The organism is Brachybacterium phenoliresistens (assembly GCF_000576425.1).
GTDB classification, from domain to species: domain Bacteria; phylum Actinomycetota; class Actinomycetes; order Actinomycetales; family Dermabacteraceae; genus Brachybacterium; species Brachybacterium phenoliresistens.
The window spans coordinates 53072-80051 of the sequence record NZ_KK069994.1; the positions used below are offsets into that span (position 1 = coordinate 53072).

At 72.4% G+C, this 26980-nt stretch carries 27 protein-coding genes and 1 tRNA gene; 12 read left to right on the top strand and 16 right to left on the bottom strand.

The annotated features are described in order from the left end of the window. Positions 1-31: 31 nt before the first annotated feature. From BF93_RS09670 to BF93_RS09680, 3 genes are all read right to left on the bottom strand, one after another. Entirely contained in the window at positions 32-1189 is a 1158-nt protein-coding gene (locus BF93_RS09670) for a DUF418 domain-containing protein (protein WP_038372315.1), read from the bottom strand. Positions 1190-1541: 352 nt separating this feature from the next. Further along, on the bottom strand, positions 1542-2540 hold the full coding sequence (locus BF93_RS09675) for a permease prefix domain 1-containing protein (protein ID WP_038372316.1): 999 nt from the start codon (positions 2538-2540) through the stop codon (positions 1542-1544). Beyond that, positions 2537-2902, bottom strand: coding sequence for a PadR family transcriptional regulator (locus BF93_RS09680; RefSeq protein ID WP_051486802.1), 366 nt, complete (start codon positions 2900-2902; stop codon positions 2537-2539). Before BF93_RS09680 ends, BF93_RS09675 begins: the two co-directional genes overlap by 4 nt. A gap of 170 nt (positions 2903-3072) precedes the next feature. On the opposite strand from BF93_RS09680, the gene BF93_RS09685 reads away from it, so the two are divergent. From BF93_RS09685 to BF93_RS09705, 5 genes are all read left to right on the top strand, one after another. Next, positions 3073-3429: a DUF485 domain-containing protein gene (locus tag BF93_RS09685; protein WP_084148435.1), complete on the top strand. Its 357-nt coding sequence runs from the start codon at positions 3073-3075 to the stop codon at positions 3427-3429. Beyond that, the gene (locus BF93_RS09690) at positions 3426-5012 is read left to right on the top strand and encodes a solute symporter family protein (RefSeq protein ID WP_038372320.1); all 1587 of its coding nucleotides are present in this window, start codon (positions 3426-3428) and stop codon (positions 5010-5012) included. Before BF93_RS09685 ends, BF93_RS09690 begins: the two co-directional genes overlap by 4 nt. Before the next feature lie 236 nt (positions 5013-5248). Continuing rightward, complete coding sequence (locus BF93_RS09695; RefSeq protein ID WP_051486803.1) at positions 5249-6343, top strand: D-2-hydroxyacid dehydrogenase; 1095 nt, start codon at positions 5249-5251, stop codon at positions 6341-6343. A 3-nt stretch (positions 6344-6346) separates the two neighbouring features. Continuing rightward, positions 6347-7126: an IclR family transcriptional regulator gene (locus tag BF93_RS09700; RefSeq protein ID WP_038372321.1), complete on the top strand. Its 780-nt coding sequence runs from the start codon at positions 6347-6349 to the stop codon at positions 7124-7126. Between the two features lie 737 nt (positions 7127-7863). Next, positions 7864-9288, top strand: coding sequence for an MFS transporter (locus BF93_RS09705; protein ID WP_084148436.1), 1425 nt, complete (start codon positions 7864-7866; stop codon positions 9286-9288). 172 nt (positions 9289-9460) lie between these two features. Here BF93_RS09705 and BF93_RS09710 read toward each other — a convergent pair whose 3' ends face one another. Together BF93_RS09710 and BF93_RS09715 are read right to left on the bottom strand one after the other, a co-directional pair. Then, positions 9461-10102 (bottom strand): response regulator, encoded by a 642-nt coding sequence (locus tag BF93_RS09710; protein ID WP_038372322.1) that lies wholly within the window; start codon positions 10100-10102, stop codon positions 9461-9463. Further along, a complete protein-coding gene (locus BF93_RS09715; RefSeq protein WP_051486804.1) occupies positions 10090-11409 on the bottom strand; it encodes a sensor histidine kinase in 1320 nt (439 codons plus the stop codon). Before BF93_RS09715 ends, BF93_RS09710 begins: the two co-directional genes overlap by 13 nt. A gap of 171 nt (positions 11410-11580) precedes the next feature. Here BF93_RS09715 and nrdF point away from each other — a divergent pair, with 171 nt between their 5' ends. After that, a complete protein-coding gene (gene nrdF / locus BF93_RS09720) occupies positions 11581-12549 on the top strand; it encodes a class 1b ribonucleoside-diphosphate reductase subunit beta (protein ID WP_038372547.1) in 969 nt (322 codons plus the stop codon). 29 nt (positions 12550-12578) lie between these two features. Here the strand turns inward: nrdF and BF93_RS09725 are convergent, their stop codons facing one another. After that, the gene (locus BF93_RS09725; RefSeq protein WP_038372323.1) at positions 12579-13694 is read right to left on the bottom strand and encodes a methyltransferase; all 1116 of its coding nucleotides are present in this window, start codon (positions 13692-13694) and stop codon (positions 12579-12581) included. A gap of 179 nt (positions 13695-13873) precedes the next feature. Here BF93_RS09725 and BF93_RS09730 point away from each other — a divergent pair, with 179 nt between their 5' ends. Beyond that, entirely contained in the window at positions 13874-14872 is a 999-nt protein-coding gene (locus BF93_RS09730) for a phosphotransferase family protein (RefSeq protein WP_038372324.1), read from the top strand. 21 nt (positions 14873-14893) lie between these two features. Here BF93_RS09730 and BF93_RS09735 read toward each other — a convergent pair whose 3' ends face one another. The 5 genes from BF93_RS09735 to BF93_RS09755 all read right to left on the bottom strand — a co-directional run bounded on the left by BF93_RS09735 (position 14894) and on the right by BF93_RS09755 (position 18981). Continuing rightward, on the bottom strand, positions 14894-16021 hold the full coding sequence (locus tag BF93_RS09735; RefSeq protein WP_038372326.1) for a glycosyltransferase family protein: 1128 nt from the start codon (positions 16019-16021) through the stop codon (positions 14894-14896). 1 nt (position 16022) lies between these two features. Further along, the gene (locus BF93_RS19795; protein ID WP_051486805.1) at positions 16023-16673 is read right to left on the bottom strand and encodes a DUF3349 domain-containing protein; all 651 of its coding nucleotides are present in this window, start codon (positions 16671-16673) and stop codon (positions 16023-16025) included. Between the two features lie 12 nt (positions 16674-16685). After that, positions 16686-16973, bottom strand: a complete 288-nt coding sequence (locus BF93_RS09745; protein ID WP_051486806.1) for a hypothetical protein — start codon at positions 16971-16973, stop codon at positions 16686-16688. Between the two features lie 3 nt (positions 16974-16976). Continuing rightward, entirely contained in the window at positions 16977-18203 is a 1227-nt protein-coding gene (locus tag BF93_RS09750; RefSeq protein WP_038372327.1) for an inorganic phosphate transporter, read from the bottom strand. A 103-nt stretch (positions 18204-18306) separates the two neighbouring features. Next, positions 18307-18981, bottom strand: a complete 675-nt coding sequence (locus BF93_RS09755; protein ID WP_038372329.1) for an IMPACT family protein — start codon at positions 18979-18981, stop codon at positions 18307-18309. Positions 18982-19147: 166 nt separating this feature from the next. Between BF93_RS09755 and BF93_RS09760 the strand changes: the two genes are divergently transcribed. The 4 genes from BF93_RS09760 (at position 19148) to BF93_RS09775 (ending at position 21739) form a co-directional block, all read left to right on the top strand. Further along, on the top strand, positions 19148-19714 hold the full coding sequence (locus tag BF93_RS09760) for a hypothetical protein (RefSeq protein ID WP_156954116.1): 567 nt from the start codon (positions 19148-19150) through the stop codon (positions 19712-19714). An 88-nt stretch (positions 19715-19802) separates the two neighbouring features. Further along, positions 19803-19875 (top strand) — tRNA-Lys (locus tag BF93_RS09765). A gap of 294 nt (positions 19876-20169) precedes the next feature. After that, positions 20170-20796 carry an HAD family hydrolase gene (locus BF93_RS09770; protein WP_051486808.1) on the top strand — a complete coding sequence of 209 codons (627 nt, stop codon included), beginning with the start codon at positions 20170-20172 and terminating at the stop codon, positions 20794-20796. Between the two features lie 295 nt (positions 20797-21091). After that, positions 21092-21739 carry a phosphoribosyltransferase gene (locus BF93_RS09775; protein WP_038372330.1) on the top strand — a complete coding sequence of 216 codons (648 nt, stop codon included), beginning with the start codon at positions 21092-21094 and terminating at the stop codon, positions 21737-21739. Between the two features lie 3 nt (positions 21740-21742). Here the strand turns inward: BF93_RS09775 and BF93_RS09780 are convergent, their stop codons facing one another. Then, a complete protein-coding gene (locus tag BF93_RS09780) occupies positions 21743-22642 on the bottom strand; it encodes a macrolide 2'-phosphotransferase (RefSeq protein WP_038372331.1) in 900 nt (299 codons plus the stop codon). Positions 22643-22826: 184 nt separating this feature from the next. Here BF93_RS09780 and BF93_RS09785 point away from each other — a divergent pair, with 184 nt between their 5' ends. Further along, positions 22827-23177 carry a hypothetical protein gene (locus BF93_RS09785; RefSeq protein ID WP_038372332.1) on the top strand — a complete coding sequence of 117 codons (351 nt, stop codon included), beginning with the start codon at positions 22827-22829 and terminating at the stop codon, positions 23175-23177. Between the two features lie 51 nt (positions 23178-23228). On the opposite strand, the gene BF93_RS09790 is transcribed toward BF93_RS09785, so the two are convergent. The 4 genes from BF93_RS09790 to BF93_RS09805 form a co-directional block, all read right to left on the bottom strand. After that, positions 23229-24014 (bottom strand): NAD-dependent epimerase/dehydratase family protein, encoded by a 786-nt coding sequence (locus BF93_RS09790; protein ID WP_038372333.1) that lies wholly within the window; start codon positions 24012-24014, stop codon positions 23229-23231. A 78-nt stretch (positions 24015-24092) separates the two neighbouring features. After that, entirely contained in the window at positions 24093-25250 is a 1158-nt protein-coding gene (locus BF93_RS09795; protein WP_198025401.1) for a GmrSD restriction endonuclease domain-containing protein, read from the bottom strand. A 48-nt stretch (positions 25251-25298) separates the two neighbouring features. After that, on the bottom strand, positions 25299-25979 hold the full coding sequence (locus tag BF93_RS09800) for an adenylyl-sulfate kinase (RefSeq protein ID WP_051486809.1): 681 nt from the start codon (positions 25977-25979) through the stop codon (positions 25299-25301). Between the two features lie 84 nt (positions 25980-26063). Then, positions 26064-26951, bottom strand: coding sequence for an EamA family transporter (locus BF93_RS09805; protein ID WP_038372334.1), 888 nt, complete (start codon positions 26949-26951; stop codon positions 26064-26066). Positions 26952-26980 lie beyond the last annotated feature (29 nt).

Consider the following 26980-nt stretch of genomic DNA (forward strand, 5'->3'; position numbering starts at 1 on the left):
GCGATGCCGGCGCCCGTGCGGGACCCGGACGCTACCGGGCGGCGCGGTCGTCCCGTCCGTAGGTCAGGCGGCGCAGCACCCGCTCGGCCGGTCCGCGGGCGCCGCGGGAGGCGAGCAGCGCCGCCATCGGGATCGACGCCGCCCAGGTGAGCGCGGCGATGAGCAGGGCGAGAGAGGTGCCGGCCCAGCCGCCGACCCCGAAGCCCCAGTTCGACAGGACGATCGCGAAGACCACGGACTGCCAGAGGTAGAAGGTCAGGGAGCGCTCGCCCACGGCGGCGATTGCCCGCACCAGCGGGGGACGGGACTGCTGCAGGCGGGCGGCGATCAGCGCGAACACGGCGGCGTAGCCGATCCCGGCCGCGATGCCGGTGGCCGAGGAGAGCGCCGAGAACATCCAGCTCGCCTGCTGCGGGATGTCGAGGATCCCCAGGGTGTACAGCGCTGAGGGGAGGCCGCCCGCCCAGCCGATCGGGATCCCGATCACCGCGATGCGGCGCAGGGCCGCGCGATGGCTGCCCGGGTCGTCCAGCAGGCGGCGGCGCGCCGCGACCCAGCCCAGCAGGATCGCGATGGGGATCGCCAGGCCCGCGACCTGGGCGACGGTGAGGACGGCCCAGATCCCGAGCCGGGGGAGGACCGAGGCGAGGAAGCCGGGCGCACCCGAGGTGAGGTCCTGCATGCCCGACGGCCCGGCGAACTGGGCGGAGGCGCTCTCCTCCGGGAAGAGGATCGTCATGATGCCGCCGAACAGGGCGAGTGCGGCGACCAGCGCCAGCACGGCCCACATCACCCCGGCCCACACCAGCAGCGTGCGGTCCCGGCGTCGGAAGAAGATCCACACCAGCAGCAGGCCGGCCAGGCCGTAGGCGCCCAGCACGTCGCCCATGAACAGCAGCGCGGCGTGGACGAGCCCGAACAGGAGCATCGCCCAGTGCCGGCGGCGCAGCATGCGCCGCACCGTCCGCTCGGGCAGGCCCCGGTCGGTGCGGGAGCGGAAGAACTGCACCATCCCGTAGCCGAAGAGGAAGGCGAACAGCGGGTAGCTGCGACCGTCCACGACGATCATCATCAGCGCCTGCAGGATCTTGTCCAGGGCGCTGCCCTCGACCAGATGGGCGTGGGTGATGCCGGTCTCGCGGCCCCACAGATGCCAGGACACGTTGGCCAGGGCGATCAGCAGGAGCATGAGGCCGCGGGCGAGATCGGGGGCGAGGGACCGTGACCCGGCGGCACCTCGGGCGCCCGGGCCGGAGCCTGCGCCCGGGCTGGAGCCTGCGCCCGGGCTGGAGCCTCTGCCCGGGTGGGGGCCTGCGCCCGGCGGCGGGGCCGAGTCCGGGCCGGGGGCCGCGGAGGGGCCGGAGGCGGGGGTGGGCGAGGGCTGCGGTTCCATGTCGGCTCCCGGCGTGACGGAGGGGGTCGAGGGGGTGTCGAGGCGGTCTGGCCCGCTCAGCCTAGGGAGCCGCCGCGCACCGGGACGAGCGACGATGGTCTACGGGCTCGAACCGGTGGTCGGGGCATGCGGGGTCGGTACGGGGCTCTCAGCGGGCCTGGTTGCGAGGCTGCGAGCCGTGCAGGGCGCTGTTGACCGCCCAGAGCGCGCCGTACAGGACGCCGGCTACGGGCCAGACGATCCAGGTCGAGCCCCAGTCCCCGGAGATGAAGCTCCAGGCGAGGTAGATCGCGGTGCACACCGGCCAGTAGACGGCGGCGATCGTGCGGATCACCGGGTTGCTGCTGGACTCGGGCATCTCGTCGCACTCGTTCTCGAGGGTCTCCGCCGTGGACGGGCCCCAGGCGCCGCGGATCATCACCCACAGTCCCGCCGCGACCATGATCAGGGTCAGGCAGACGCCGTACAGCGGCATCGTGTCGTCCTCCCCGGTGGACAGGAGCGCGGTGACCAGGATCGGCACGGCGCACAGGATCCACAGCGAGATCGCGATCCCCTGCGCGACGGCGGCACGGGAGCGGTGCTCGCGACGCAGCTCCGCGGCGAAATCGCGGATCTCCTGCGTCGGGGTGAAGCGGCCCTCCTCGATGTCCTCGAAGTCGCCCAGCCGGGACCCGCGCAGCACGAGCACGAGCACCCCGGCGGTGACCATCACCAGCAGCGCGATGAGGCCGACGAGCACGGCGAGGTGGGAGGGGTCTGTCGTGGAGCTGCTGGCCAGGGCCAGCAGCCCCAGCAGCGGGACCGGGCACAGCACGAACAGGCTGACGCCGAGGGCCTGGAGGTGGCGGGTCGCCCGGACCGCGGAGACGTAGTCCTCGGCCCGCGACCGGGACAGCAGCGGCGGGCCCTGCGGTGCGGCCCCGGAGAGCTCGGGGCCGATGCCGAGCTCCGGCGCGACCTCCTCGAGGCTGCCGAACTCGGCGATCACGCGCCCCACGGCCTGGGACTCCGAGAGCCCCTGGCCGAGCAGGGCCTGCTGCTTGTCCTCCATCATGGCGCGCAGCTCGGCGCGGGCCTCTCGCATGCGGGTGCTGCGCGGGTAGGGATCGAACAGGGTGTCGAGGTAGGAGTCGATGACGTTCATGGCTGGGACTGTCCTGTCCTTCCGAAGGGGATCTCGGGGTCGGGGAGGGCGAAGTGGTCGACGAGGGCGCGCGTGCTGATCCACTCCGCCCGCTTCTGCTCGAGCTGGGCGGTGCCGCTCGCGGTGATGCGGTAGTAGGTGCGCGGCTTCCCGGTGGGGGAGAGGTCCTCGAAGCTGTCCAGGAGCCCCTGGGACTCCAGGCGCTTGACCGCGGTGTAGAGGGTGGTCTGCTTGACGACGTACTCGCCGCCGGAGCGGTCCGTGATGGTCTGGGAGAGCTCGTACGCGTAGGAGGGGCGGGTCTCGAGGATCGCGAGCAGGATCAGGTCGATGTGCCCGCGGATCGCATCGGCACCGATCATGGGTCCTCCTCTCGCCGGGCCGATCATGCTCCGCACACCGTACTACGGCTGGCGTAGTACGACAAGGGCAGTACGCCGGGCGACGCCGCTCGCGCTGTGACCTGCGCTACAGTGGCCGACGCCGAGATCCCCGCTCGGCCCCTCCTCGAATCCCGGCAAAGGAGCCAGCCTTGACCGACCCCGGAACCGTGGGCGCGCGCAGCGTCGCCGTCCAGCGATCGGAGGACTTCCAGCGACTGCGGCGGTCCTTCCTCTCGTTCATCGTCCCCATGACCGCCCTGTTCCTGCTGTGGTACCTGCTCTACGTGATCCTCGCGGGCTTCGCCCCCGGCCTCTACGCGATCCCCGTCCTCGGGAGCATCAACGTCGGCCTGCTGATGGGGCTGGGGCAGGTGGTCACCACGTTCGTGATCACGATGCTGTACCGCTCCTGGGCGGACAAGCGCTACGACCCGCACGCCGAGGCCATCCGCCACGAGATGGAGACCGGCGAGATCCTCGACGAGACGCAGGAGGGCCGGCGATGATCGACCAGATCAACCCCGTCATCAACATGATCGTGTTCGCGCTGTTCGTCGCGTTCACGCTCTTCATCGTCTTCCGCGTCTCCCGGCAGAAGGCCAGTGCGGCCGAGTTCTATGCGGGCAACCGCTCCTTCACCGGCCCCCAGAACGGCATCGCGATCGCCGGCGACTACCTCAGCGCCGCGAGCTTCCTGGGGATCTGCGGCGCCATCGCCGTGGCCGGCTACGACGGGTTCCTGTACTCCATCGGCTTCCTCGTGGCCTGGCTGGTGGCCCTGCTGCTGGTCGCCGAGCTGCTGCGCAACACCGGCAAGTTCACGATGGCCGACGTGCTCTCCTTCCGCCTGAACCAGCGCCCCGTGCGCATGGCGGCCTCGCTGACCACCCTCGCCGTGTGCTTCTTCTACCTCATCGCGCAGATGTCCGGCGCCGGCGGGCTGGTCGCCCTGCTGCTGGGCCTCGAGGGCGGGGTGGCCACCGCCGCGACGGTCGCCGTGGTCGGCGTGCTCATGATCGTCTACGTGATCGTCGGCGGGATGAAGGGCACCACCTGGGTGCAGATCATCAAGGCGGTGCTGCTGGTGATCGGCGTGGGCATCCTGGCCCTGATCGTGCTGGGGAAGTACGGATTCGACTTCTCCGCGATCCTGGACGACGCCGTGGCCCTCTCGCCCCACGGCGAGGCCGTGCTCTCGCCGGGGCTGAAGTACCCCAACCCGATCGACTTCCTCTCCCTGGGCCTCGCGCTGGTGCTGGGAACCGCCGGGCTCCCGCACGTGCTCATGCGCTTCTACACGGTGCCCACCGGCAAGGAGGCGCGGCGCTCGGTGGTCTGGGCGATCTGGATCATCGGCAGCTTCTACGTGCTCACCCTGGTCCTGGGCTACGGGGCGGCGGCGCTCGTCGGGCCCGAGGTCCTGCAGGATCCGACCACCCCGGGCGGGGAGAACGCGGCGGCGCCGCTGCTCGCCCTGGTGATCGGCGGGCCCGTCCTCATGGCCATCGTCTCGGCGATCGCCTTCGCGACGATCCTCGCGGTGGTCGCGGGCCTCGCGATCACCGCCGCGACGAGCTTCGCCCACGACATCTACGCCTCGGTGATCAAGAACGGCACCGTGCAGCCCGACGAGGAGGTCAAGGTCGCCCGGGCCACGGTGGTCGTGATCGGGGTGCTGGCGATCATCGGCGGCATCGTCGCGCTGGGCCAGAACGTGGCCTTCCTCGTGGCGCTCGCCTTCGCGGTCGCCGCCAGCGCCAACCTGCCCACGATCCTCTACTCGCTGTTCTGGCGGCGGTTCAACACCGGCGGCGCGCTGTTCTCGATGCTGGGCGGGCTCGCCTCCTGCCTGATCCTCATCGTGCTGTCCCCGGCGGTCTCGGGCCACGAGAAGTCGATGTTCCCGACCCTGGACTTCGACCTGTTCCCCCTGTCCAACCCCGGGATCGTCTCGATCCCGATCGGCTTCGCGCTCGGGATCATCGGCACCCTGCTCACCGCGCCGGAGCCCGACCACGAGGAGAAGGCGGCGGAGATGGAGGTGCGCGCCTTCACCGGCGCCGGCGCCGAGGCGGCCTCCGACCACTGACCGCTCCGCCCTGCGGGCGCAGGCCCCGGAGCCCGTCGCGCACCCCCGAGCCGGGGAGCGCGGCGGGCTCCGGCCGTCTGCGCGCCGGCGCCGCGGAGCGCGGGGCCCCGCGCGCCCCGACGGGCGTCATTCAAAGTGTCGAACCGCAAACAACATGTTGAACTTCGGGTAGTCTGGTCGGACGACGTCCGGCCGCCTCGTCGGTGCGGCCGATGGATCCGAGCAGAGGAGCTCCCATGTCCCACCCCAGCGCCAGCGTCATCGACCATCGCGATCCGCCGCGGACGGCCCTGGCGCGGGTCGTCATCGCCGTGGACCTCCCCGAGCCGCTCTGCCGCATGATCGAGGAGGCGGAGCCCCGGGCGGAGGTCGTCCGCGACCACAACCTGTACCGTCCGCGCCGCGGGCCGGCCGACTGGGCGGGCGACCCGGAGCATGCGCGCACGCCCGAGCAGGAGCGCGCCTACACCGCCATGGTCGACTCCGCCGACATCCTGTTCAGCCTCCCGGACGTCGAGCCCGCCCAGCTCGCCCGCACCGTGCGCGCGAACCCGCGCCTGCGCTGGGTGCAGGCGATGGCCGCCGGCGGCGGCGCCCAGCTGCGCGCCGCGGGCCTGGACGCCGAGGAGCTCGCGCGCGTCGCGGTGACGACCACCGCCGGGGTGCACGGGTCCCCGCTCGCGGAGTTCGCCGTGTTCGGGGTGATGGCCGGCGCCAAGAGCCTCCCGCGGCTGCTGGAGCAGCAGCGCGCCCACGTCTGGAGCGACCGCTGGGAGATGCGCCAGATCGACGAGATGCGCGTGCTGATCGTCGGCCTCGGCGGGATCGGCGCCGCCTGCGCCGAGAAGTTCTCCGCCCTCGGCGCGCACGTCCTGGGCACCACGCGCAGCGGGAACCCCGTCCCGCACGTGGACGAGCTCGTCCCGATCGACCAGCTCGCCCGGGCCGCCGCCGACGTCGACGCCCTCGTGCTGACCCTGCCCGGCACCGCCGCCACCGAGGGCCTCATCGGCGACGAGGTCCTGGGCGCTGTCCGGCCCGGGACCATCCTGGTCAACGTCGGGCGCGGGAGCGTGGTCGACGAGGACGCCCTGCTGCGCGCCCTGGATGAGGAGCGCATCGGCTTCGCGGCGCTGGACGTGACCGCCGTCGAGCCCCTGCCCTCGGCCAGCGAGCTGTGGGATCATCCCAGGGTCCTGCTCAGCCCGCACACCGCCGCGCTGTCCTCGCGGGAGGAGGAGCGGATCGTCCGGCTGTTCATCGACAACCTGCGCCGCTTCCTCGACGAGGAGCCGCTGCGCAACGTCGTCGACACCGTGGAGTTCTACTGACCCATGAACGAATCCCGTGACCCCTCGCCCGCCGTCAGCCGCGCCCTGCGCATCCTCGAGGCGCTCGAGGCGGCGGGAGGGGCTCCCCAGACCCTGTCGGACATCGCCCGCACCGTCGGCATCGCGAAGTCCTCCGCCTCGAACATCTGCGCGGCGCTCGAGCGCGAGCGGATGATCCACCGGGTCGGCAGCGGGTACCGCCTGGGGATGCGCACCGCCGAGCTCGGCGGGGCCTTCGCCTCCCAGTTCAACCAGGTGCGCGAGTTCTTCGAGGTGGTCGAGGACGATCCGCTGCTGTCCCGCCAGGTGGTCCAGATCGCCACCCTCGACGTGCCCGACGCGATCTACCTGGCCCGGCACGAGGGGCGACCGAACCGCCTGGGGACCCCGCTGGGCTCGCGCCTGCCGCTGATCTACTGCGCGGTCGGCAACGCCATGCTCATGGCCATGGCGGACGCCCAGGTCGACGAGCTGCTCGAGCAGGAGGCCTTCACCCCGCTCACGGGCCGCTCCGTCAGCTCCGCCCCCGCGGTGCGGGAGAAGATCGCCGGGGCCCGTGCCCGCGGCTACGCCATCGACCGGGGGGAGTCCTTCGAAGGGATCTGCGGCATCGCCGTCCCGCTGGAGCCCTGGCAGCCGGGCGACCCCCTGATGGCGATCGGCGTCGCCGTGCCCGGCACCGAGGCCGATGACGAGACCGTCGCCCGCCTGGGCGAGGCGATGACCGGCGCGGCCTCGCGCCTGTCCAACCCGCTGGCCCGGCGTCCCGGCGCCCCGGCCTGATCCCGCCTTCGACGGTGCCGCGCCCGATGGCGCCGCGCCGGTTGGTGCCGCGCCCGTTGGCGCCGCGCCCGATGGTGCGGCACCCGATGCTGCCGCGCCCGATGGTGCGGCGCCGCATCGCGGTCGCCTGACCTCCCCTCCTGGCGACGCGCCCGAGCCCTGTGCCCGGGCGCTCCTGGTCGTCCCCGGCGCCGCCGCGGGACGCGCGCGATGGCGCCGCGACCGCCGTGGGTGGGGTGGATCCTCTGGCCGGCAGGGTCGATGACACGGCGCGGTCGACGCTCGGGCCGTGCACGAACGGCTGCCTGAGGGCCTCGAGCCAGGCAATCGCCTGGCTCGAGGCCCTCAGGCAACCATCCGTGCACGCGTCACCCCGGGAGCCGCCCGTGGCGCCCTCGGTGCGATGCGGCCCGAGGGGTGATCGGTGCTCGGTCAGCCATTGCCGGCTGGTCGGCGCTCGTGCGGCCGATGCCGGGTGATCGGCGCTCGTGCGGCCGATGACGGGTGATGGGTGCCGCCCGGAAGGTGTCGGGTGATGGGTGCCGACCGGAAGGTACCGGCGGGACTGCGCGACAGAGATTCTGTCCAACGGGTTGCACATCGTTCAGAACCTGGTACGTTGGGACGCGTCACCACGGACGAGGTGCTCCCCTCGAGGAGTCCCCGCCATCGGACGCATCGAAGGAGATGTCGTGAGCTCATCGCAGAGCAGTGCACCACCCCAGAACGCCTCGCCCATGAGCGAGGCCGAGTACGCCGCGAACCTGCGCCGTGCCACGCTCTCGGCGAGCGTCGGCAGCGCCCTGGAGTACTTCGACTTCGCCATGTACGGCCTGATGACCGCGCTGGTGTTCGACAAGCTGTTCTTCTCGGCCGACAACCCCGCCATGGCCACGGTCGCGGCCTTCGGCATCTACGGCGTCGGCTTCGTCGCCCGCCCCTTCGGCGGTCTCTTCTTCGGGACCATCGGCGACCGGATCGGCCGGCGCTGGGTGCTGGTGGCGACGATCCTCCTGATGGGCGGCGCCTCCACCCTCATCGGCGTCCTTCCCACCTATGAGACCGCCGGGATCCTCGCCCCGATCCTGCTGATCGTGATGCGCCTGGCCCAGGGCTTCGGCGCCGGCGCGGAGCAGGCGGGCGCCACGGTCCTCATGGCCGAGTACGCGCCGGTCCGCCGCCGCGGCTTCTTCTCCGCCCTGCCGTTCATCGGCATCCAGGCCGGCACGCTGCTGGCCGGCGTCGTGTTCTTCCTGCTGAACCTCATGCCGGAGGACGCGTTCATGGCCTGGGGCTGGCGCATCCCGTTCCTCGCCTCGATCCTGCTGATCCTCATCGCGCTGTTCATCCGGGCGCGGCTGCGCGAGACCCCGTCCTTCGTGCAGCTGGAGAAGCAGGAGCAGATCGCCGAACGGCCGCTGCGCGAGATCTTCACCCGCGGCCGCGCCGGGGTCGTGGTCGGCATCGGGCTGCGCATGGCGGAGAACGGCGGGTCGTACATGTTCCAGTCGCTCGCCCTGGCCTTCGTGACCTCCGCGGCGATCGGGATGGATCGCGGCATCGTGACCTGGGGCGTGACCATCGGCAGCCTGATCGGCGTGTTCTCCGTGCCGCTGTGCGGGGCGCTCTCGGACCGCTTCGGGCGCGTGCTCGTGTACCGCTTCGGCGCCGTGTTCATGCTCGCCTACGCCTTCCCGGCCTGGTACCTGCTCTCCCAGGGCGACGAGATCGTCGCCGTCGCCGTGATCGCCGTGGGCATCGGCATCGCCGTGGCCTCGATGCTCGGCCCGCAGTGCGCGATGCTGCCGGAGCTGTTCGGCAACCGGCACCGCTACCTGGGCGTGGCGATGGCTCGGGAGATCTCCGCCGTCCTCGCCGGCGGCCTGGTGGGCGTCCTCGGCGCCGCCCTGCTGGTGTGGACCGACGGCAACTGGATCGTGCTGGCGATCTACATGGCGACCCTCGCCACCATGACCACCGCCGCGACCTTCCTGGTGCCCGAGACCCGCGGCCGCGACCTGCTGCGGATCGAGGATGCCGTGCGCATCGCCGACACCGAGAAGGACACCGCGACCGACCTGGTCTTCTCCGATGCGGCCCCGGCCGCCCGCGTCGCGGCGCCCGCCGTCCCCGAGGCGGCCACCACGGCCCCCGGCCGCTGACGCGGATCGACCGCTGCGCGCGCCGCCGTCCCCGGATGGTGCGCGACAGGGCCGCTCCGAGCCGCCGACATGGTCATCGCCATGTCGCCGGCTCGGAGCGGCCCTCTTCTGCACGCCCCCTTCTGCACGCCCCGCGCCGGCACGCCCCGCGCGGATCCGGGAAAGAGCCGCCTCAGCCCCCGAGCAGGGTGAGCACGGCGGTCACCCGGCGGTGGACGCTCGCATCGGCCGCGAGGCCCAGCTTCGCGAAGAGCCGCTGGGTGTGCTTCTCGACCGCGCCCTCGGTGACCACCAGGCGCTCGGCGATGCCGGCGTTGGTCAGGCCCTCGCCCATCAGCTCGAGGACCTCCCGCTCGCGCGGGGTGAGATCCTCCAGCGGGGAGCGGCGCCGGGCGGCGAGCACCTGCCCGACGACCTCCGGGTCCATCACGACGCCGCCCGCCGCGACCCGCTCGATGCCCTCGAGGAAGGGGCCGATGTCGCTGACGCGGTCCTTGAGCAGGTATCCCGTGGCACGGGTCCCCGAGGAGATCAGCTCGGCGGCGTAGGCGACGACCACGTACTGGCTCAGCAGCAGGATCGGCGCCTCCGGCCAGCGGCGGCGGATCTCCTGGGCGCTGCGCAGCCCCTCGTCGCTGTGGCTGGGCGGCATGCGGATGTCCGCGATGATCAGGTCCGGCCGCTGGGCCAGGGCGGCGGCGACCAGCTCGGGGCCGTCGGACGCGGCGGCGACCACCTGGTGGCCGGAGTCCTCCAGCAGCAGGCGCAGCCCTTCGCGCAGCAGCGCCGAATCGTCCGCTATCACGACCCGCACGGGATCACCGCCTCGATCCGCGTGCCCTGCCCGGCGGGGGAGGAGACCTCGAGGATCCCCTCGAGGGAGGCGACGCGCCCGGCGAGCCCCGCGAGGCCGTGACCGGCCTGCACCCGGGCGCCGCCGATGCCGTCGTCCTGCACCCGGACCCGCACCGTGTCCTGGAGGCGGGCCACGGAGACCTCGACGGCCCCGGCGCGGGAGTGCTTGGCGGCGTTGGCCAGGGACTCGGAGACGACGTAGTAGATGCCGGTCTCGACATGCGCGGGCAGCTGATCGGCCTCGACGCGGACCGTCGCGGGGACGGGGGAGGTGCCGGCGAGCTCGGCGAGGGCCGCGCGCAGACCGCGGTCCACCAGCACGGGCGGGGCGATGCCGCGGGAGAGCCGGCGCACCTCGTCGAGGGTCCCGCCGAGCAGCTCGCGGGTCTCGCGGACGATCTCGCGGGCCCGCTCGGGATCCTCGGCGGCCAGGCGCTCGGCCCGGGCGAGGGCCATGCCGGCGCGCACGAGACCCTGCTGCGGACCGTCGTGCAGATCCCGCTCGAGGCGGCGCAGGGACTCGGACTCGGCGGTGCGGGCGGCGGCGCGGGAGGCCTGCACGTGGACCAGCTGCTGCTGCTCCTCGAAGCGGGAGCTGAGCAGGGCCCGGCCCACCTCGGCGTGCAGGGTCCTCACCAGCAGCGCGACCGGGTACAGGGTGAGCAGGAAGACGAGCCCGGCCCCGGCCTGCAGCGCGAGATCGGCGACGAGGGCGCCCTGGCCGCTGAGGCCCAGCAGCGAGCCGAGGCCGTCGACCTGGTCCTCGGGCAGCACGCGTCGCAGGACCAGGGTGGCGAGAGGGCCGCCGAGCGTGCCGATCGCGCCGATGGTCCAGGCGACCATCACCGGGAAGGTGACCAGGACCAGCACGAACTGCACGAGCACCCACAGCACGTCCAGCCAGCGCTGCGGATCCGACAGCGGGGTCAGCATCCGCCGCACCCGCCCGGCGCCCTCGGGCGGGAGCTTCGGGGCGGGGACCGGCAGGGGCCGGCCGAGGACGGAGGTGATCAGGCGGCGCCCGGCGGCGGCGAACCCGCGGGCCACCAGCACGGCGAGCACCAGGATCGGCAGCCCGATCCACAGGATCGCCGTCCCGACGCCGAGCGACAGCAGCGAGATGACCAGGGCGAAGGCGGGGATCGCGAGGACGAGGGAGAGCAGTGTGTAGCCCAGGGAGCGGCCGATGGTCGAGGCCGCGCGGGCCAGGACGCCGCGGCGCGGGGCCGGGACGGGGGAGGAGATCAGGGCGGGCATCGTGGTCATGGCTCCAGTCTCCGGACGCGGCGGCACCGGCCCCATCCTGCCACCCGGTGTATTCCCGTCGGGGTGGCCCGACACGGCGGTGATAGCTCACGTCCGTGCGGCGGGTCTGGCCCCCTCGGCAGACCTAGACTGAGGAGGATCCCAGCGAACCCCAGCGAGTGCGAGGTAGTGGTGAACGATCACCTGAAGACATCCGTCCAGGCCATCAACTGGAACCGGATCCCCGACCCCAAGGACCTCGAGGTCTGGGACCGCCTGACGGGCAACTTCTGGCTCCCGGAGAAGGTGCCGCTGTCCAACGACATCCAGTCCTGGAACCGGCTGTCCGAGCAGGAGCAGCAGCTCACCATGCGGGTGTTCACCGGCCTGACGCTGCTGGACACCGTCCAGGGCACCGTCGGCGCGGTCTCCCTGATCCCCGACGCGCTCACCCCGCACGAGGAGGCGGTGTACACCAACATCGCGTTCATGGAGTCGGTGCACGCCAAGTCCTACTCGCAGATCTTCTCGACGCTGTCGGACACCAAGCAGATCGACGACGCCTTCCGCTGGAGCGAGCACAACGAGTCGCTGCAGAAGAAGGCGAAGATCGTCATGGGCTACTACCAGGGCGACGACCCGGAGAAGCGCAAGGTCGCCTCGACGCTGCTGGAGTCGTTCCTGTTCTACTCCGGGTTCTACCTGCCGATGCACTACTCCAGCCACGGCGAGCTGACGAACACGGCGGACATCATCCGCCTGATCATCCGCGACGAGGCCGTGCACGGCTACTACATCGGCTACAAGTTCCAGAAGGCCGTGGAGAAGGCCTCCGAGGCGCGCCGCCAGGAGCTCAAGGACTACACGATGTCCCTGCTCTTCGAGCTCTACGAGAACGAGGAGGAGTACACCGAGGATCTCTACGACCCGGTCGGCTGGACCGAGGACGTGAAGACCTTCCTGCGGTACAACGCCAACAAGGCGCTGATGAACCTGGGCTACGAGCCGATGTTCCCCTCCGAGATCACCGAGGTGAACCCGGCGATCCTGGCCTCGCTGTCCCCGAACGCCGACGAGAACCACGACTTCTTCTCCGGCTCGGGCTCGAGCTACGTGATGGGCAAGGCCGTGGACACCAGCGACGACGACTGGGACTTCTGAGCCTCAGCCGATGATCGCCCTCCGCGAGGTCACCTCGGCGCCAGGCGCCACAGCGAGGTGACCTCGCGGCTGCGCGCCGCGTGGAGGGCGTCCTCCGCGTCGGCGGCGCGCGGATGCCGCGGCGCCGTGTCGTGCCGGTCCAGGATCTGCAGGCCGGCGGCGTCGATCCGCTCCAGCAGCTCCTCGCGCGTGCGCAGGCCCAGATGCTCGGCCAGGTCGGAGATGACCAGCCAGCCCTCGCCGCCCGGCGCGAGATGCGCCGGGAGGCCGTCGAGGAAGCGGTGCAGCATGTCCGAGCCCGGATCGTAGATGCCCAGCTCGAGCCGCGAGGTCGCCGCCGCGGGCAGCCACGGCGGGTTGCAGACGATGAGGTCGGCACGGCCCTCCGGGTAGAGATCCGCCTCGAGGATCCGCACCCCGGCCTGCAGGCCCAGGCGGCGCATGTTCTCGCGGGCGCAGTCCACGGCGCGGTCGTTGATGTCGGTGCCCAGGACCTCCGGGATCCCGCGGCGGGACAGGATCGCCGCGAGCACGCCCGTGCCGGTGCCGAGGTCGAAGGCGGTCGCCGGCAGCGGCCGCGGCAGCGGGGCGGCGGCTACCAGGTCGATGTACTCCCCGCGCACGGGGGAGAACACGCCGTAGCGGGGGTGGATGCGCGAGCCGAGCGCCGCGATCGGCACGCCCTTGATCTGCCACTGGTGGGCGCCGAGGACCCCGGCGAGCTCGCTGAGCGCCACGCACATCGGCCCCTGCGGCGGGCCGTAGGCCGCGCGGCAGGCGGCCCGCACATCGGGAGCCCTGCGCAGGGCGAGGGAGTGGTCGGCCTCGAGCTCGACGACGAGCCGGCCCTGCAGGCGGGCCCGCTCCGCACGGGTGCGACGGTGCTCGAGGAAGCTGGGGGAGTCCGGGCGCCGGGCCGTGCGCTGCCGGTCCAGGCGGCGGGTCATGGCGCTGAGCAGCTGACGGCCGTTGTGGTAGTCGCCGCGCCACAGCATGGTGGTCCCGCCCCGCGCGAGCTTCAGCGCCGCATCGGCGGTGATGTCGTCGCCGACGACCGCGATGCGCGAGGGGGCGGGGGCGTCGGACTCCGAGTGCCACAGCGCGGCGCGCGGCTGATCGTCCTCGGTCCAGCGGATCGTGGACATGGGTCTCCCGGGGGTCGGCGGTGCAGGATGGCGGCGCTCCGCAGCGCGGGGACGGCGGCCCCGCGGCGGAGACGGATCCGGCAGGCGCGCCTGCGCGGGGCGGAGGTCCCCTCGAACGATACCCGGGTCCGTGCCGCTGCGGGCGTCCGTGCAGGTCCGGGGTGTGCGAGGCTCGACGCATGCGCGACCTGCCCTCCTCTCCCGTCGATCAGCCGGCCGATGACCCGGTGCTGCGGAGGATCCTGCGCGCCGCCGGGATCCCGCAGGCAGGGCGGTTCCGGGCGAAGGCCGGCTGGACCAGCCGGGCATGGGTCGGCGAGGAGCACGTCGTGCGGCGGGGCGACGGCCGCTTCCGCGACGCGTACGCGCACGAGGCCGCGGTGGTCGGACTGCTCCGCGGCAGCGCGGTTCCCCATGCGCGCCACCTCGCGCACGGGGTCGGTCCCGACGGTCCCTGGTACGTCTCCGCGCGCCTGCCCGGGCGGACCCTGCAGGAGGCCTGGCCCGGCGCGGGCCGGGCAGAGCGCCGGGCGATGATCGAGAGCCTCGGGTCCGCGCTGCGCGCGCTCCATCGCATCCCCGTGCCCGCGCGACTCCGCCCGCCCTGGCTCGCCGATGCGCTCGCCGGCGGTCCCTGGCCCGCGTTCCATCCGCCGGTGCTCCGCGGCCTGCGCCGGCTGATCGAGACGGCCCGGCGTCGTCCCGGCCAGGACTCCCGCCTGCTCTCCGATGCCGACGCATGGGCCCGGGAGCGGCTCGGGCTGTTCGCCGAGGACGTGCCGTGCCTCGTCCACGGTGATCTCCACGGCTCCAACGTGATGGTCGACCGGGGGAGGGTCACCGGCCTCATCGACTTCGCGGAGGCCTCGGCGCAGCCGGCGGACGTCGAGCTCGACACCCTCCTGCGCTGGTGCGCGAGATCCGCGGAGTATCCGGCCGCCCCCGGAGGGCCCGTCCTGGAGGCGGGCTCCCTCGCCGAGGTCCCGGCCTGGCTGCACAGCGCCTACCCGGAGCTGTTCGCCGCCGAGCACCTGCGCGCACGGCTGGACGTCTATGACATGCACGAGGCGCTCGCGCTGCTCGTCCACCACCCGGATCCGGAGGTCCGCGCCGCGGTGCCGGGCCGCATCGCCCTCCTCCTGTCCGGGCACAGCCACCTCGACCGTCTCCTGCCGTGAGGGGGTGCCCGGCGCGGCCGTCTAGGACCGGCTCTGCCGCAGCCGGGCGACGGTCTCCTCGAGCCGGGCGACGCGGGCGTGGGCCTGCTCGAGGCGCCGCGGGGAGGGATCGGAGGCCCAGTCGGGGTGGGGGCGGGTGCCGCGCGGGACGGGACGGGTGTAGATCTCCTCGAGGAGGCGCGCCGTGACCGGCGCGGAGTGCTCCGCCTCGACGTAGCGGCGGCCGGCCGCGCCGCGGCGGGCCCGCTCCTCCGGATCGGCGAGCAGGCCGGCCATGACCTCCGCGAAGGTGTCCGGGTCGGCGCTGACCACGGGCATGTCGGGGTGGCGCTCGCGGACCTCGGGCCGGATCCGGGCCACGGCGACGCGGCCCAGCGCCATCGCCTCCAGCGACAGCACCCCGGCGTCCCCGCCCAGAAGCTTCTCGATGACGATGTCGGCGCGGGCCATCTCCCGCAGGAGCTCGTCGTGGCTCGCGCCCTCGAGGATCCGCACCTCGATCTCGAAGCGATCGGCCAGCTGCGCGAGCTGGGCCTCGATGATGTCGGTGCCCTTGGTGGCGCGGCGGCGGGTGGCGTGGAGGATGACGGGCCGCTCGCGCCCGGGCAGCGGCGTGGGCGTGTACGCGTCCAGGTCCAGGCTCTTGGGCAGGTAGGTGGCCTCGGGGACGTAGACCTGGTCCAGCACCGAGGAGACCGTCATGGCGTGCGCGTAGGTGCGGATCAGCGCCAGGCGCGCGTCGATCTTCTCCTCGTCGCAGGGGATGTCGGCGAAGCGGTAGAAGCTCCACGGGTCGTCGTCGAGGTGGTGGCTGGCCTTGCGCACGTCCGAGCCGTGGAAGGAGACGACGATCCGCTTGCCCAGCGCCCGCAGCATCGGCAGATCCCACATCTGCGGGAGGCCGTCGCGGGCGGGCATCAGGGAGCGGGCCGTGTGGAGGTGGTACACGTCGAAGCCCTCGGCGAGGGTCTCGTTCAGGATCGCGAAGTAGTCGGCGGCCGTGACGGGATCCAGCTGGCGGTCCACGCGGAAGCCGTTGGGGCTGGGGCCGTAGTTCCAGATCTGCGCCTCGTGGCCGAGCGCCGTCAGCCCGGCGGCGATCGCCGTGGACTGGTCGGCCACGTTGCTCGGGGCGAGGAGGACCTTCACCTCAGTCCCGCCTGCTGCTGCGCAGCGGCCAGCCCTTCGCCGCCAGGTGCGAGGCCAGGCGCGTCAGATCGGACTCGGCGGGCAGCTCCCGGGTGTAGCGGGTGATCAGGGCGCCGGCATCGGCCGCGTCGATCTCCGGGGACCGGGCGTCGTCGACCAGGCGCCGGGCGATCTGCTCGACCTCCTCGTCGGTCAGCCGTCGCCGCAGGAGCGCCATCAGCGGCAGGCGGTCGGTCGGCGGGATGCCCTCGGGGTAGCCCTCGGTCAGCCAGGCGAGGATCCGCTGGGCGAGGTTCTGGTGCTCGGAGGCAGGCAGGTCGGGGGCGGGGGTCCGCTGGATCTCGCGCAGCTGGTCGTCGTCGGGCGCCTCGCTCAGCGGCCAGCCGACGGCGGCCAGGCGCGCCGCGACCGCGCGGACCGAGGCCGGCGTGGCGGGGGTGTCGGTGAGGTGCTCGATCGCGCCGTGGACGTCGCGGGCGTCGATGTCCCCCTGCGGGTTCTCGCGGATGACGGCGGCGACGATCTCGTCGAGCTCCTCCGGCCGCAGGGTGCGGCTCAGCAGGGCCAGGAGGGGGGAGACGTCCGTCGGCGGGACACCGTCGGGGTACCCGGCGCGCAGCCAGTCCAGGACCCGGTTCAGAGGGTTGCTCATGGTCGAGGCACCTCAGCCGAGGGGCAGGTCGATGCCCAGGTAGTGGCTGATGCTCTTGCGGGTGATGAACAGCAGCCCGTACAGGACGATCAGCGCGACCAGCACGAAGATCGCCCGGGCGCCGTGCTTCGCGGCCGGGTTCGGTGCGGCGACGGAGCCGTCGGCGAGCTCGCCGCCGGCGCCGCGATCGGCCAGGACGATCCCGACCGAGAACAGCAGCGGCAGCCCAGCGCCCAGGACGAGGCCCGTCAGCAGGACGTTCAGGCTCGAGGAGAAGATGGAGGAGAGGTCGATGTCCATGGATCAGACTCCCTGTGCGGCCGGGGCGGGGACGGTCTCGGCGGGAGCATCGGCCCCGGCCTGGCCGGCCTCCCACTCGTCGTTGACGTTGTCGGCGTCGACCTTCTGGCGCTGCGAGCGGCGGTAGATCAGCGCCGCGGCGGCCACGAGGATCGCGAAGATGACGACGGCGCCGGCGACGCCGCCGATGAGGCTGCCCACGAAGTACGTCACCGCGCCGACGATCGCGGCGGCAGGGAGCGTCATCAGCCAGCCGACGACCATGCGCCCGGCCACGCCCCAGCGGACCCGGGCGCCGGGACGGCCCACGCCCGAGCCGATGATCGAGCCGGTGGCCACGTGGGTGGTCGACAGCGCCATGCCCAGGTGGCTGGAGGTGAGGATGATCGCGGCCGAGGAGGCCTCGGCGGCCATGCCCTGCGGGGAGTCGAGCTCGACCAGGCCCTTGCCGAGGGTGCGGATGATCCGCCAGCCGCCGAGGTAGGTGCCCAGCGCGATCGCGCCGGCGCAGACGACGATGATCCACACGGGCAGGCCGTCCTCGAGGATCTCCTGCGAGGTGAGGGAGCCGTGGGCGATCATCCCCAGGGCGATCACGCCCATCGTCTTCTGCGCGTCGCCGGTGCCGTGGGCGAGGGAGACGAGGGAGGCGGTGGCGATCTGACCGGCGCGGAAGCCCTTCTCGCGGCGGGCCTCGCGCACCCGGCGGGTGACCCGGAAGACGAGCCACACGCCGATCGCGGCGATCACCAGGGCGATGAACGGGGACAGGAGGCCCGGGATGACGACCTTCGCGGCGAGCCCGCTCCAGTTGATCCCGGAGGTGCCCAGCGCCGCCAGGCCCGCGCCGAGCAGGCCGCCGAACAGGGCGTGGGAGGAGGAGGACGGGAGGCCGAACAGCCAGGTGGCGAGGTTCCAGAGGATGCCGCCGACCAGGCCCGCGAAGATGATGAACATGGCCGTCTGCGCGTCCAGCCCCGCCAGCAGGGCGCCGGTGTCGGAGTCCTGGATCCTGAGCACGGAGGTGGTCACGGTGACCGCGACCTCGACGGAGAGGAATCCGCCGATGAGGTTGAGGATCGCCGAGAGCGTGACCGCCGTCTTGGGCTTGAGCGCTCCGGTGGCGATCGACGTCGCCATCGCGTTGCCGGTGTCATGGAAGCCGTTGGTGAAGTCGAAGGCGACAGCCGTGACGATCAGCAGCAGCAGGATGACGAGTTCTCCTGTCATATCGCCAGAGTGACCGCCGGAACGGGCCTCCGCAAGGCCACGACGAGGCAGTTCACCTTCCGTTCACCTGCGACCTGGGCACTTTCCCGCGGTGTCCCGGAAGTCACATCGTCCGGCGGTCCGAGAGGTGATCGACCTCCACCGTGCGGGCCCCGGCGCGCTCCGGTCGCAGCCGGCCCTGGGACCACGCGGCGACGTCCTGCGCGAGATCCTCGGCGAGGGACGGGTCCACGAGGACGCGCAGCACGGCGCAGCGCGCGGTGTACTCCGTCGCCAGGGCGCGGGCGGCGCGCCCCTCGGCCCAGTGCCGCACCGCGTTCTCGGCGATGCCGGCCTCGGAGAAGGGCGCCTCCAGGCGCATCTCCCACATGACCGTGCGCCGATGCAGCACGGCGGCGGCCACCGCCTGCTCGACGCCGGCGGTGTAGGCGCGCAGCAGGCCGCCGGCGCCGAGCTTCACGCCCCCGAAGTAGCGGATCACGATCGCCAGGGTGTCCTCAAGGCCGGCATGCAGCAGCGACTGCAGCATCGGCATGCCGGCGGTGCCGGAGGGCTCGCCGTCGTCGCTGGACCGGTGGACGGGGGCGTGATCCTCCGTGCCCGCCAGGACCAGGGCGGTGCAGTGGTGGCGGGCTCCCGGATGCTCGGCCCGTGCGGTGCGGATCCGGGCCTCGGCCTCCTCGACGTCCGCGACGCGGTGCAGCCGGGTGAGGAAGCGGGAACGGCGCTCGACGAGCTCGGTCTCGACGTCGGCGGCGAGGACCAGGGGTTCGGGCATGCGCGGCAGTCTACGGACCGTCGCGGACATCCCCGGGACCGGCCTCGACATCGGCCGGACGCGCCTGCTCCCTGCGCCACGGGCCGGCCGGGGATACGATGACGAACGGGACCAGCACGCGGGCCGATGGGATCGGCCGCGTGGCAGACGCACGAAGGAGATCATCGTGACCGCTCTTCCGTACCCGCAGCCCGGTGGCGGGCATGCCTCCGCGCCCCAGCCGGCCCGGCGCAGCAGAGCGGGGATGATCGTCCTCATCATCGGGGCGGTGATCCTGCTGGGGAGCATCGCCGCGGGCGTCATCCTCGCCGTGATCGGCTTCGGGGGGATCGCCGACGACACCGCGAAGAACGAGATCCTCTCGGGCGGACAGGGAGTGATCACCCTCGAGGAGGGGGAGGCCCGTTCGCTGTACGCCGAGGCCGGACAGCCGACCCCGGAGTGCACCGTCCTGGACCCCACCGGTGCACCGCCCCAGGACGGCGGCATCCAGAGCAGCACCATCACCTACGACGGAACCAGCTGGAGCTCCTTCGAGAACTTCCGCGCCGGGGCTGCCGGCGAGTACCAGATCTCCTGCGGCGCGACCGTCATGGTGGGCCCGCCCGTCTCCATCGGCGGGATCTTCGCGGGCGTCGGCGGCATCCTCGCCGCCGTGTTCGGCGGCGCCTTCGGCGCGCTGCTCGTGGTCGTCGGCCTGGTGCTGCACTTCGCGCTGAAGCGCAAGGCCTGAGAACCCCCGACCGATCGGCGGACGAGCACGGACGATGCGTCCGGCGCCGGGCCGGGCCGCTACGATGGACCGGCCCGAGAGGGCGCGAGGGCCTCTAGCTCAGTCGGTAGAGCATCGGACTTTTAATCCGCGGGTCGTGGGTTCGAGCCCCACGGGGCCCACCCTGGTCGCAGACCCGCTCGTGGATCTGAGCATCGCCCTGGACAGGGCAACGGCGGCAGCTTCCAGCAATGTGGGTGCGCGTGCTGTGCCGGATGCGGGGTGACGGCTGTCCTGCGATGCGTTGCTTCGCCGCGATGATGCGCTGGTCTCCCTGCATGCGCCGACGCGCGGACGGGTCGGCTCCACAGCGATGGCGTCCATCATCTGCGTCATCCATCGGTGAGGCAGTGCCGTACTCCTGTAGTTCGTATCGCATCCGCTGCGAGGGAGACGCGTCCAGTCGAGGAGAGTGCGTGGTGAGCAGGGAACGTGTCATCGGGATCGATCTTGATCTGACGCTGATCGATACGCGACGGGCCACGGGGTTCGCCCTCGAATCCGTCAATTCCCGTTTGGGTGTGGAGATCGACGTCGAGGCCGTTCTTGGTCGCCTCGGCCCGCCCCTCAGGGACGAGCTGGCGCAGTGGGTTCCGCGCGATCGTGTCGAGGAGGCAGTTCAGCAGTTCCGTGCGGTGCTGGTCGCGGAGGGTGTGGCACTGATGGAGCCCATGCCCGGGGCGCAGGATCTGTTGGCATACATGGACCGGATCGGTGCCGCTGCCGTCGTGGTCACATCGCGACGAGTAGAGATCGCCACAGCCTGCTTGAATGCGTGTCGACTGGAGGTATCCCGGGTAATCGGATCGGTGACGGGTGCGGAGAAGGCTCCGCCGCTGCGCCAGGAGAACGCATCTGCATACATCGGCGACCACCCCTTGGACATGGAGGCGGCACGAACGGCCGACGTCGTTGCGATCGGGGTGACCACCGGCAACCATGCTGCTCTCGAACTCCAGACCGGTGGCGCAGATCGAGTTTTCGGGACGCTGTGGGAAGTTCAGAGGTGGTTGGATTCCGCCGAGTTCAGGGATCAGCTGTGAGTGCTCTGGATATCTCTGCCTCCTAGCTGGCGTCTGCTCGACGCGCCCTGGCAGGCAGACCGACGAGGATCTCGTGCTGGCCCGGGACGAGATCCGCAGCGCAGCAAGGTTCTGCGCACTTGAGATGCCCTCGAGGCTCAGCACTCTCGCTCTCCGCTTCGTCAGCGCTGGACTCCAGGCGCGGGAACGATCGGTGTTGGTCGAGTTCGATCGCTCGTCCCCGAGCGCCGACACCCGTTGACGACCACCGGTCGCAGGAGTATGCCTGAGGGCACCCTGCGGGAGGCGGTGGACGATGAGGTTCCAGGACAGGCGCGAGGCGGGCGAGGCGCTGGGCAGGCTGCTCGCGCAGGGGGAGCACGTGCGTCCCGTCGTGCTCGGCCTGCCGCGGGGCGGGGTCCCCGTGGCGGAGGAGGCCGCCCGCATCCTCAGGGCTCCGCTGGATGTGCTCGTCGTGCGCAAGCTGGGCGTCCCCGAGTACCCCGAGCTCGCGATGGGGGCCGTCGGGGAGGGCGGGGCGATGGTCCTCATCGAGGACGTGATCGCCTCCGCCGGGGTGCCGCCGGACGAGGTGGCTCGATGCGCGGAGCGGGAACGCGCCGAGGTCGTGCGGCGGACCGCCCGGTTCCGCGAGGGCCGCGCGGGCATCGACCTCGACGGCCGGACGGTGATCGTCGTCGACGACGGATTCGCGACGGGCGCCACCGCCCGGGCCGCCTGCAGGATCGCGCGGGAGCGCGGCGCCGCGCGCATCGTGCTGGCGGTGCCCGTCGCTCCGCCGGGCACCGCCGCATCCTTCGAGGAGGCGGACGAGACGATCTGCTGCGCCGAGCCCCGGGACTTCGTGGCCGTCGGCCGGCATTACGCCGATTTCACGCAGGTCGACGACGCCGAGGTCGTCGCGATCCTCCGTGCCGCGCACGGAGGAGACGCACCGTCCTAGCCCTCACGGGGCAGGAGGGTTGAGCCCCGCCTCCGCTGCGGCACGATGCGTCTCATCTCCGGTCTCGAGGACGAACACCCCGTAGGCGATGGGGCTGGCCGCGAACATCTCCGCGCAGTGCTCGGCGAGCCGGGGCCAGGTGCGGCCGCCTCCGGCCTCGTAGTGCTCGAGGAGCGTCGCGAACGCCTCCGGCGGCGTGCCGGCCTGCTGGAACGTCAGGTCCCGGGCGGGGTCGCCGACGCCGGCGGTCGTCCAGTCGAGCACAGCGGTCAGGCGCTCGCCGTCGACCAGCGTGTGCGCGGGGTAGATCTCGCCGTGGGTGAGGACGCTGTGCCCGGGCCAGTAGCTGTCCTCGCCGACCCAGGCCGTCCACCGTTCCAGCAGGGCCGGGGACACCTCGAAGGCGTCCGCGACCCGTGCGATGTCGTCCCGCCACTGCTGGCGGGCCTCCTGCGGGCTGCGCACCTCGACGCCGGTGGCCCGCGCCTCCTCGATGTCGATCGCGTGCAGCTCGGCGATGACCTGGCCGAGCATCGCCGAATAGGTGGTCGAGGAGACGTCCACGTGCCACTGCGGGGTGCCGTCCTCGGCCAGCGTCAGCCCGGGCTCGCCCGGCAGCAGCGGGTACGCGATGAGCTCCGCCGAGCGGATCCGCCAGTCCGGGACCGCGATCGACAGCCGCGGGGCCACCAGCTCCAGGAGGCGTCCCTCGACCTCGGCGCGGTCCAGGACGTCGGGGCGCCGTGGCATGCGCAGCACCCAGCGCTGTCCGTCGACGGCGCGGCCGATGGCGACGCGGAAGTCGAGGCCTGCCTCGATGACCCGCAGATCCTCCGGGTCGAGGTCCAGATCGTGGCGGGCGGCCAGGGCCAGGATGGCGGAACGGTCTGCAGGAGCGGTCATGGCGCGAGTGTGGCATGGGGCGATGCTCCGGGTCACCGTCTTTTCCGTCCGGGATCGCCTCTGCGGTCCGGCATCGCGAGCGGGAAGGCATGATGGACCCGTGCCGGGGCCGAGAGCCCGGTCGGCACGTCCCGTCCCGCCGCCGCAGGCGACCATCCATGGAGCTCGATCCGAGGAGACCATCGTGGAACCGACCACCCCCGCCGTCGCACCGCAGGCCAACCCCGTCGGAACGGCCTCCCTGATCACGGGCGTCGTCCTGCTCCTGGTCTCCATCGCCACCACCGGCGTGTCTCAGGCGCTCCCGCTCATCCTGCAGGAGCTTGACCTGTCGATCGCGCAGGTCGCGTGGATCCTGCCGCTGCCGTCCGGGGTCGTCGCCGTCGTCGCGACGGTGCTGGGCGTGATCGGTCTGCTCCTGCCGAACCGTCGACGGGTCGCCGCGATCATCGGCACCACCCTCGGGGCCGCCCATCTGATCTCCGGGATCGCGGTCATCCTCAGCGGAGCGATCATCAGCCTCATCGTCCCCTGATCGACCTGACGATCCTCGCGGCGACGCGGCGCGGGCCCGGTCGACGCCCGGTCAGGACCCGCGGGGCCAGTCGTCCCGGACGTCCTCGCCGCCCTCGACGACCTGCTCCTGCGCTCCGGGCAGCGCGGTCCACGAATCCTGGGGCCGATACCCCAGCTCGAGCATCGTGTTGGTCATCGACCAGCGGCGGTTGGGGTTGTCGGAGATCGCGTAGTACAGCCCGAATCGCGCCTCCGCCTCGATGGCGCGGCGCACCACCCGGGTGCAGTCGGCGGGGCTCAGCCACATGGCGCGCAGGATGTCCTCCTCGGCCTCGAGCGGGTCCTCGGTGACCCAGCCGATGCGCAGGGCGATCACGTCCAGCCCGTGCTCGTCGTGGTAGAAGCGGCCCAGCGCCTCGCCGAAGATCTTCGAGACGCCGTACAGCGAGTCGCCGCGCGGGATCTGGTGGGGGTAGACGGGCCACTCCTCGTGCCGGTCGTACATCCCCATGGCGTGGTTGGAGGAGGCGAGCACGACCCGTCGCACCCCGGCCTGCCGGGCGGACTCGAGCACGTTGCGCAGGCCGATGATGTTCGCCTCCAGCACCAGCTCCCAGCTGGATTCCGGGGAGGCGGCGCCGGCCATGTGCACGACGGTGTCGATCCCGTCCATCATCGCGGCGACCTCGTCGTAGTCGTCGAGGTCCGCGATCTTCAGCTCGTGCCCCGGCGGCGCGTTCTCGGGGTGGCGGCCGTGCAGGACGAGGTCGTACTCCTCCTCCAGCGCCTGGGCGAGGTGGGAGCCGACCCCGCCGGTCGCTCCCGTGATCAGCACGCGTCTTCTGAAGCTGCTCATGTCCCCAGTATGGGGGAGATCCCCCGCCTGTGAAGGGGTCCGTGGCGCCGAGGAGGTGACCGGGCGGTCGGGCTCGGATCAGTTCTCGCAGGCCACGCCGTCGTCGTCGCGGTCCAGCCCGGGGCGATAGCCCGGATCGCCGCGATACAGGGGTGCGGCGCCGGCCTCCCTCGCGGCCGTGCAGTTCTTGTAGTGGACGCTGCCGCCGTCGTCCTCGCGCTCCTCGGGCGTCGTGGGCTCGGGTTCGGGCTCGCGCGTGGGCTCCGGCTCCGGGTCGGGCTTCCGCTCGGGCTTCGGCGTCGCCGTGGGCTCCGACGTCGGCTCGGGATCAGGCTCCGGGGCGCGGGTCGTGGGGGCCTTCGTCGGCTCCGGCGTCGGCTCGGGCTCCTCGCGGGCGCCGTCGCCCGCCCCGAGCATCGGCCACATCACATCGGCGGCGAAGGCGGCCTGCCCGGTGCAGTCGGAGAGCACGCGTTCGATGGCCTCCTTCTCGGCGGGCTTGACCCAGAGCCCGTAGGCGGCCTTCACCGCCACCTGCCGCGAGACGTACTCGCAGCGGAAGTCCGTGTTCGGCGGCAGCCAGGTCGCGGCGTCACCGTCGCCCTTCTGCTGGTTCAGCGAGCTCTCGACGGCCAGGAGGTTCAGCGGATCGTTCGCGAACTCGTGGCGGGTCGCCTCGTCCCAGCCGGAGGCGCCCGTCTGCCAGGCATCGGAGAGCGAGACGACATGGTCGATGTCCACGGTGCTCCCGGCCTCGCGGTCGAAGCCGATGACCTCGCCGCTGTAGGGCGAGGGGCTCAGCGTGCCGGTGAGCACGACGCAGCCCTGGGTGCCCCGCTTCAGGACGATGTCGCTCAGGTCGCGCCGGAGGATGTCGTTGCGGGTGTCGCATCCGTTGCGGTCCGTGTCCTCCCGCCAGCCGAACAGGTCGCGGTCGTAGCCGGACGCGTCCCCGCGGGCCTGGACGGTGAGGGTCGTCAGGACGCCGAGGGAGGTGGAGGTGTCGGGCGTCGGCGACGGGGACGGCGTGACCTCGGGCGTCGCGTCCTCCGTGGGCGTGGAGGCATCGGCCGTGGCGACCGCCGCCGAAGGCTCGGGGGAGTCCAGGTCCACCGGCGCCGGCGCGACGATCGATCCGAGCACCCCGAGGACGGACAGCAGCACGACGGCGAGCCCGCCGCACCCGCAGCAGGCGGCCCCCGAGATGAGGCCGACCTTCGTCGTCCTGCCGTTCACGCGAAGATGGCGCGCCATAGTACTTCCCCCTGATGTCGTGGACGCACGTCATCCGCGGGCACCCTCGCCCTGCGGCCTGTTTCGTGTCGTATCGACATTTTGAGGCTTTTCTCCGGTGCCGTCCCCCGAAAGAAGCCTCGGGGCGGTCACCGTTCGGTCACGCCTGGTCACAGTCCTGCAACGGCACGGCAGGAAGGGGCATGGTGCCTCGGGCAACCGGGAGCGGATCGTGCGTGCGGCCTCCTCGGCGCTGATGCGCGTCGAGTCCAGGACCAGGTCGGCGGGGATCCCCGCGAGGCGCTCGCGGAACAGGGCGTGGGCATGGTGATGGAAGCCGTGCTCCCGCGAGAGCCCCCGCGTCTCATCGGCCGTGGCGCGCTCCCAGGTGGTGGCGACGTCGGCGTCGAGCAGCACGCGCAGCACCGATGTCCCCGCGGGAACGCCGCGATGCAGGGCATGCTGCTCCTGCTCCGTGTGGAACGGGCCGATGGCGATCACCACGTCGACCTCCGAGCGCAGCCACTGCGCGACCATCGCCCCGTGCGCAGCATGCGCGGCCGGCCATAGGCCCGTGGCGCCTGCGCCGGGCTCGGCGACCATCTCCGCGACGTCGTCGACATCGGCGATCACCGCGGTCCTGCCCTGCGCGGACAGCAGCGCGGCGAGGTGCGCGGCGACGGTGCTCTTGCCGGCGGCGATGGGCCCGGTGATGGTGACGAGGATCGGCATGGATCGAGGATCCCGGGCCGGACGGCCGATGTCGAGGACGATTCGGTCGCCGAGCGCTCCTCACCGGCGCGTGCCCCGACCGGCTCAGGCGGCCAGCAGCACGATGCCGACCAGCACCACCGCTGCTGCGGCGATCCGCCGGCGCGGTCTGCCCTCGTGCAGGACGAGCGCCCCGAACAGGCTCACCAGCACCACGCTGACCTCGCGCAGCGGGGCGACCAGCGCGACCGGGGCGATCTGCACCGCCTCCAGCACGAGGATGTACGACAGCGGGGAGAGCACCCCGAAGGCGAGGATCCGCGGCCACTGCGTGCGGGCCAGGGCGAGGGTCTCGGACCATCGGCCGCGAAGGGCCAGGGCGTAGGCGGGGACCTGCACCGCGGTCGTCCCGACCATGAACGCGACGGGGGAGAGGCCGAAGGCTCGCACGCTGTGCGCGTCCCAGATCGTGTAGGTCGCGATGGCGACGCCGGTGAGCAGTCCGAACGCCACCCCGGGGTCGACCCGTCGGCGCTGCGAGCTCGCCGGCAGGCCCGCCCCCGGCCCGCCGGGCCGGTCGATGAGGCCGATGCCGACGATCCCGGCGATCACGACGGCGACCCCGAGCAGGGCGATCGGGGAGGGGCGTTCGGCGAACAGGATCATCGAGGCGATCACCGACAGGAACGGCCCGCTGCCGCGAGCGGTCGCGTACACCGTCGAGAGGTTCCCGACCCGGTACCCGTGCTGGAGCACCACCATGTACGCCACGTGCAGCGCCCCGGAGACGAGCACGCCCAGGGCGAAGGCTCCGAGGCTCCCGGTGCCCAGGCCGCCGGTCGCGGGGATGGCCCCTGCCCAGATGACGGTGCTGGCCAGGGCGCCCCACCACAGGAACGGCGTCCCGGACCGGCTCGCCCCGTGGGCGAGGACGTTCCAGGTCGCGTGCGAGAGCGCGGCGGTGAGGACGAGGACGAATGCGAGAGCAGACATGAGGAACCTCCGGACCGTCGCGGGGCGCG

What these genes read in the sequence shown, in the direction of transcription:
- BF93_RS09800 (WP_051486809.1), bottom strand. Translation starts at nt 25,979, where the DNA reads ATGCCGATCCTCGTCACCATCACCGGGCCCATCGCCGCCGGCAAGAGC.
- BF93_RS09790 (WP_038372333.1), bottom strand. Translation starts at nt 24,014, where the DNA reads ATGAGCAGCTTCAGAAGACGCGTGCTGATCACGGGAGCGACCGGCGGG.
- BF93_RS09780 (WP_038372331.1), bottom strand. Translation starts at nt 22,642, where the DNA reads ATGACCGCTCCTGCAGACCGTTCCGCCATCCTGGCCCTGGCCGCCCGC.
- BF93_RS09755 (WP_038372329.1), bottom strand. Translation starts at nt 18,981, where the DNA reads ATGCCCGAACCCCTGGTCCTCGCCGCCGACGTCGAGACCGAGCTCGTC.
- BF93_RS09715 (WP_051486804.1), bottom strand. Translation starts at nt 11,409, where the DNA reads ATGACCACGATGCCCGCCCTGATCTCCTCCCCCGTCCCGGCCCCGCGC.
- BF93_RS09700 (WP_038372321.1), top strand. Translation starts at nt 6,347, where the DNA reads ATGAACGAATCCCGTGACCCCTCGCCCGCCGTCAGCCGCGCCCTGCGC.
- BF93_RS09745 (WP_051486806.1), bottom strand. Translation starts at nt 16,973, where the DNA reads ATGGACATCGACCTCTCCTCCATCTTCTCCTCGAGCCTGAACGTCCTG.
- BF93_RS19795 (WP_051486805.1), bottom strand. Translation starts at nt 16,673, where the DNA reads ATGAGCAACCCTCTGAACCGGGTCCTGGACTGGCTGCGCGCCGGGTAC.
- BF93_RS09730 (WP_038372324.1), top strand. Translation starts at nt 13,874, where the DNA reads ATGCGCGACCTGCCCTCCTCTCCCGTCGATCAGCCGGCCGATGACCCG.
- BF93_RS09680 (WP_051486802.1), bottom strand. Translation starts at nt 2,902, where the DNA reads ATGATCGGTGCCGATGCGATCCGCGGGCACATCGACCTGATCCTGCTC.
- BF93_RS09705 (WP_084148436.1), top strand. Translation starts at nt 7,864, where the DNA reads ATGAGCGAGGCCGAGTACGCCGCGAACCTGCGCCGTGCCACGCTCTCG.
- BF93_RS09690 (WP_038372320.1), top strand. Translation starts at nt 3,426, where the DNA reads ATGATCGACCAGATCAACCCCGTCATCAACATGATCGTGTTCGCGCTG.
- BF93_RS09775 (WP_038372330.1), top strand. Translation starts at nt 21,092, where the DNA reads ATGAGGTTCCAGGACAGGCGCGAGGCGGGCGAGGCGCTGGGCAGGCTG.
- BF93_RS09670 (WP_038372315.1), bottom strand. Translation starts at nt 1,189, where the DNA reads ATGCTCCTGCTGATCGCCCTGGCCAACGTGTCCTGGCATCTGTGGGGC.
- BF93_RS09675 (WP_038372316.1), bottom strand. Translation starts at nt 2,540, where the DNA reads ATGAACGTCATCGACTCCTACCTCGACACCCTGTTCGATCCCTACCCG.
- BF93_RS09695 (WP_051486803.1), top strand. Translation starts at nt 5,249, where the DNA reads ATGTCCCACCCCAGCGCCAGCGTCATCGACCATCGCGATCCGCCGCGG.
- BF93_RS09750 (WP_038372327.1), bottom strand. Translation starts at nt 18,203, where the DNA reads ATGACAGGAGAACTCGTCATCCTGCTGCTGCTGATCGTCACGGCTGTC.
- BF93_RS09725 (WP_038372323.1), bottom strand. Translation starts at nt 13,694, where the DNA reads ATGTCCACGATCCGCTGGACCGAGGACGATCAGCCGCGCGCCGCGCTG.
- BF93_RS09805 (WP_038372334.1), bottom strand. Translation starts at nt 26,951, where the DNA reads ATGTCTGCTCTCGCATTCGTCCTCGTCCTCACCGCCGCGCTCTCGCAC.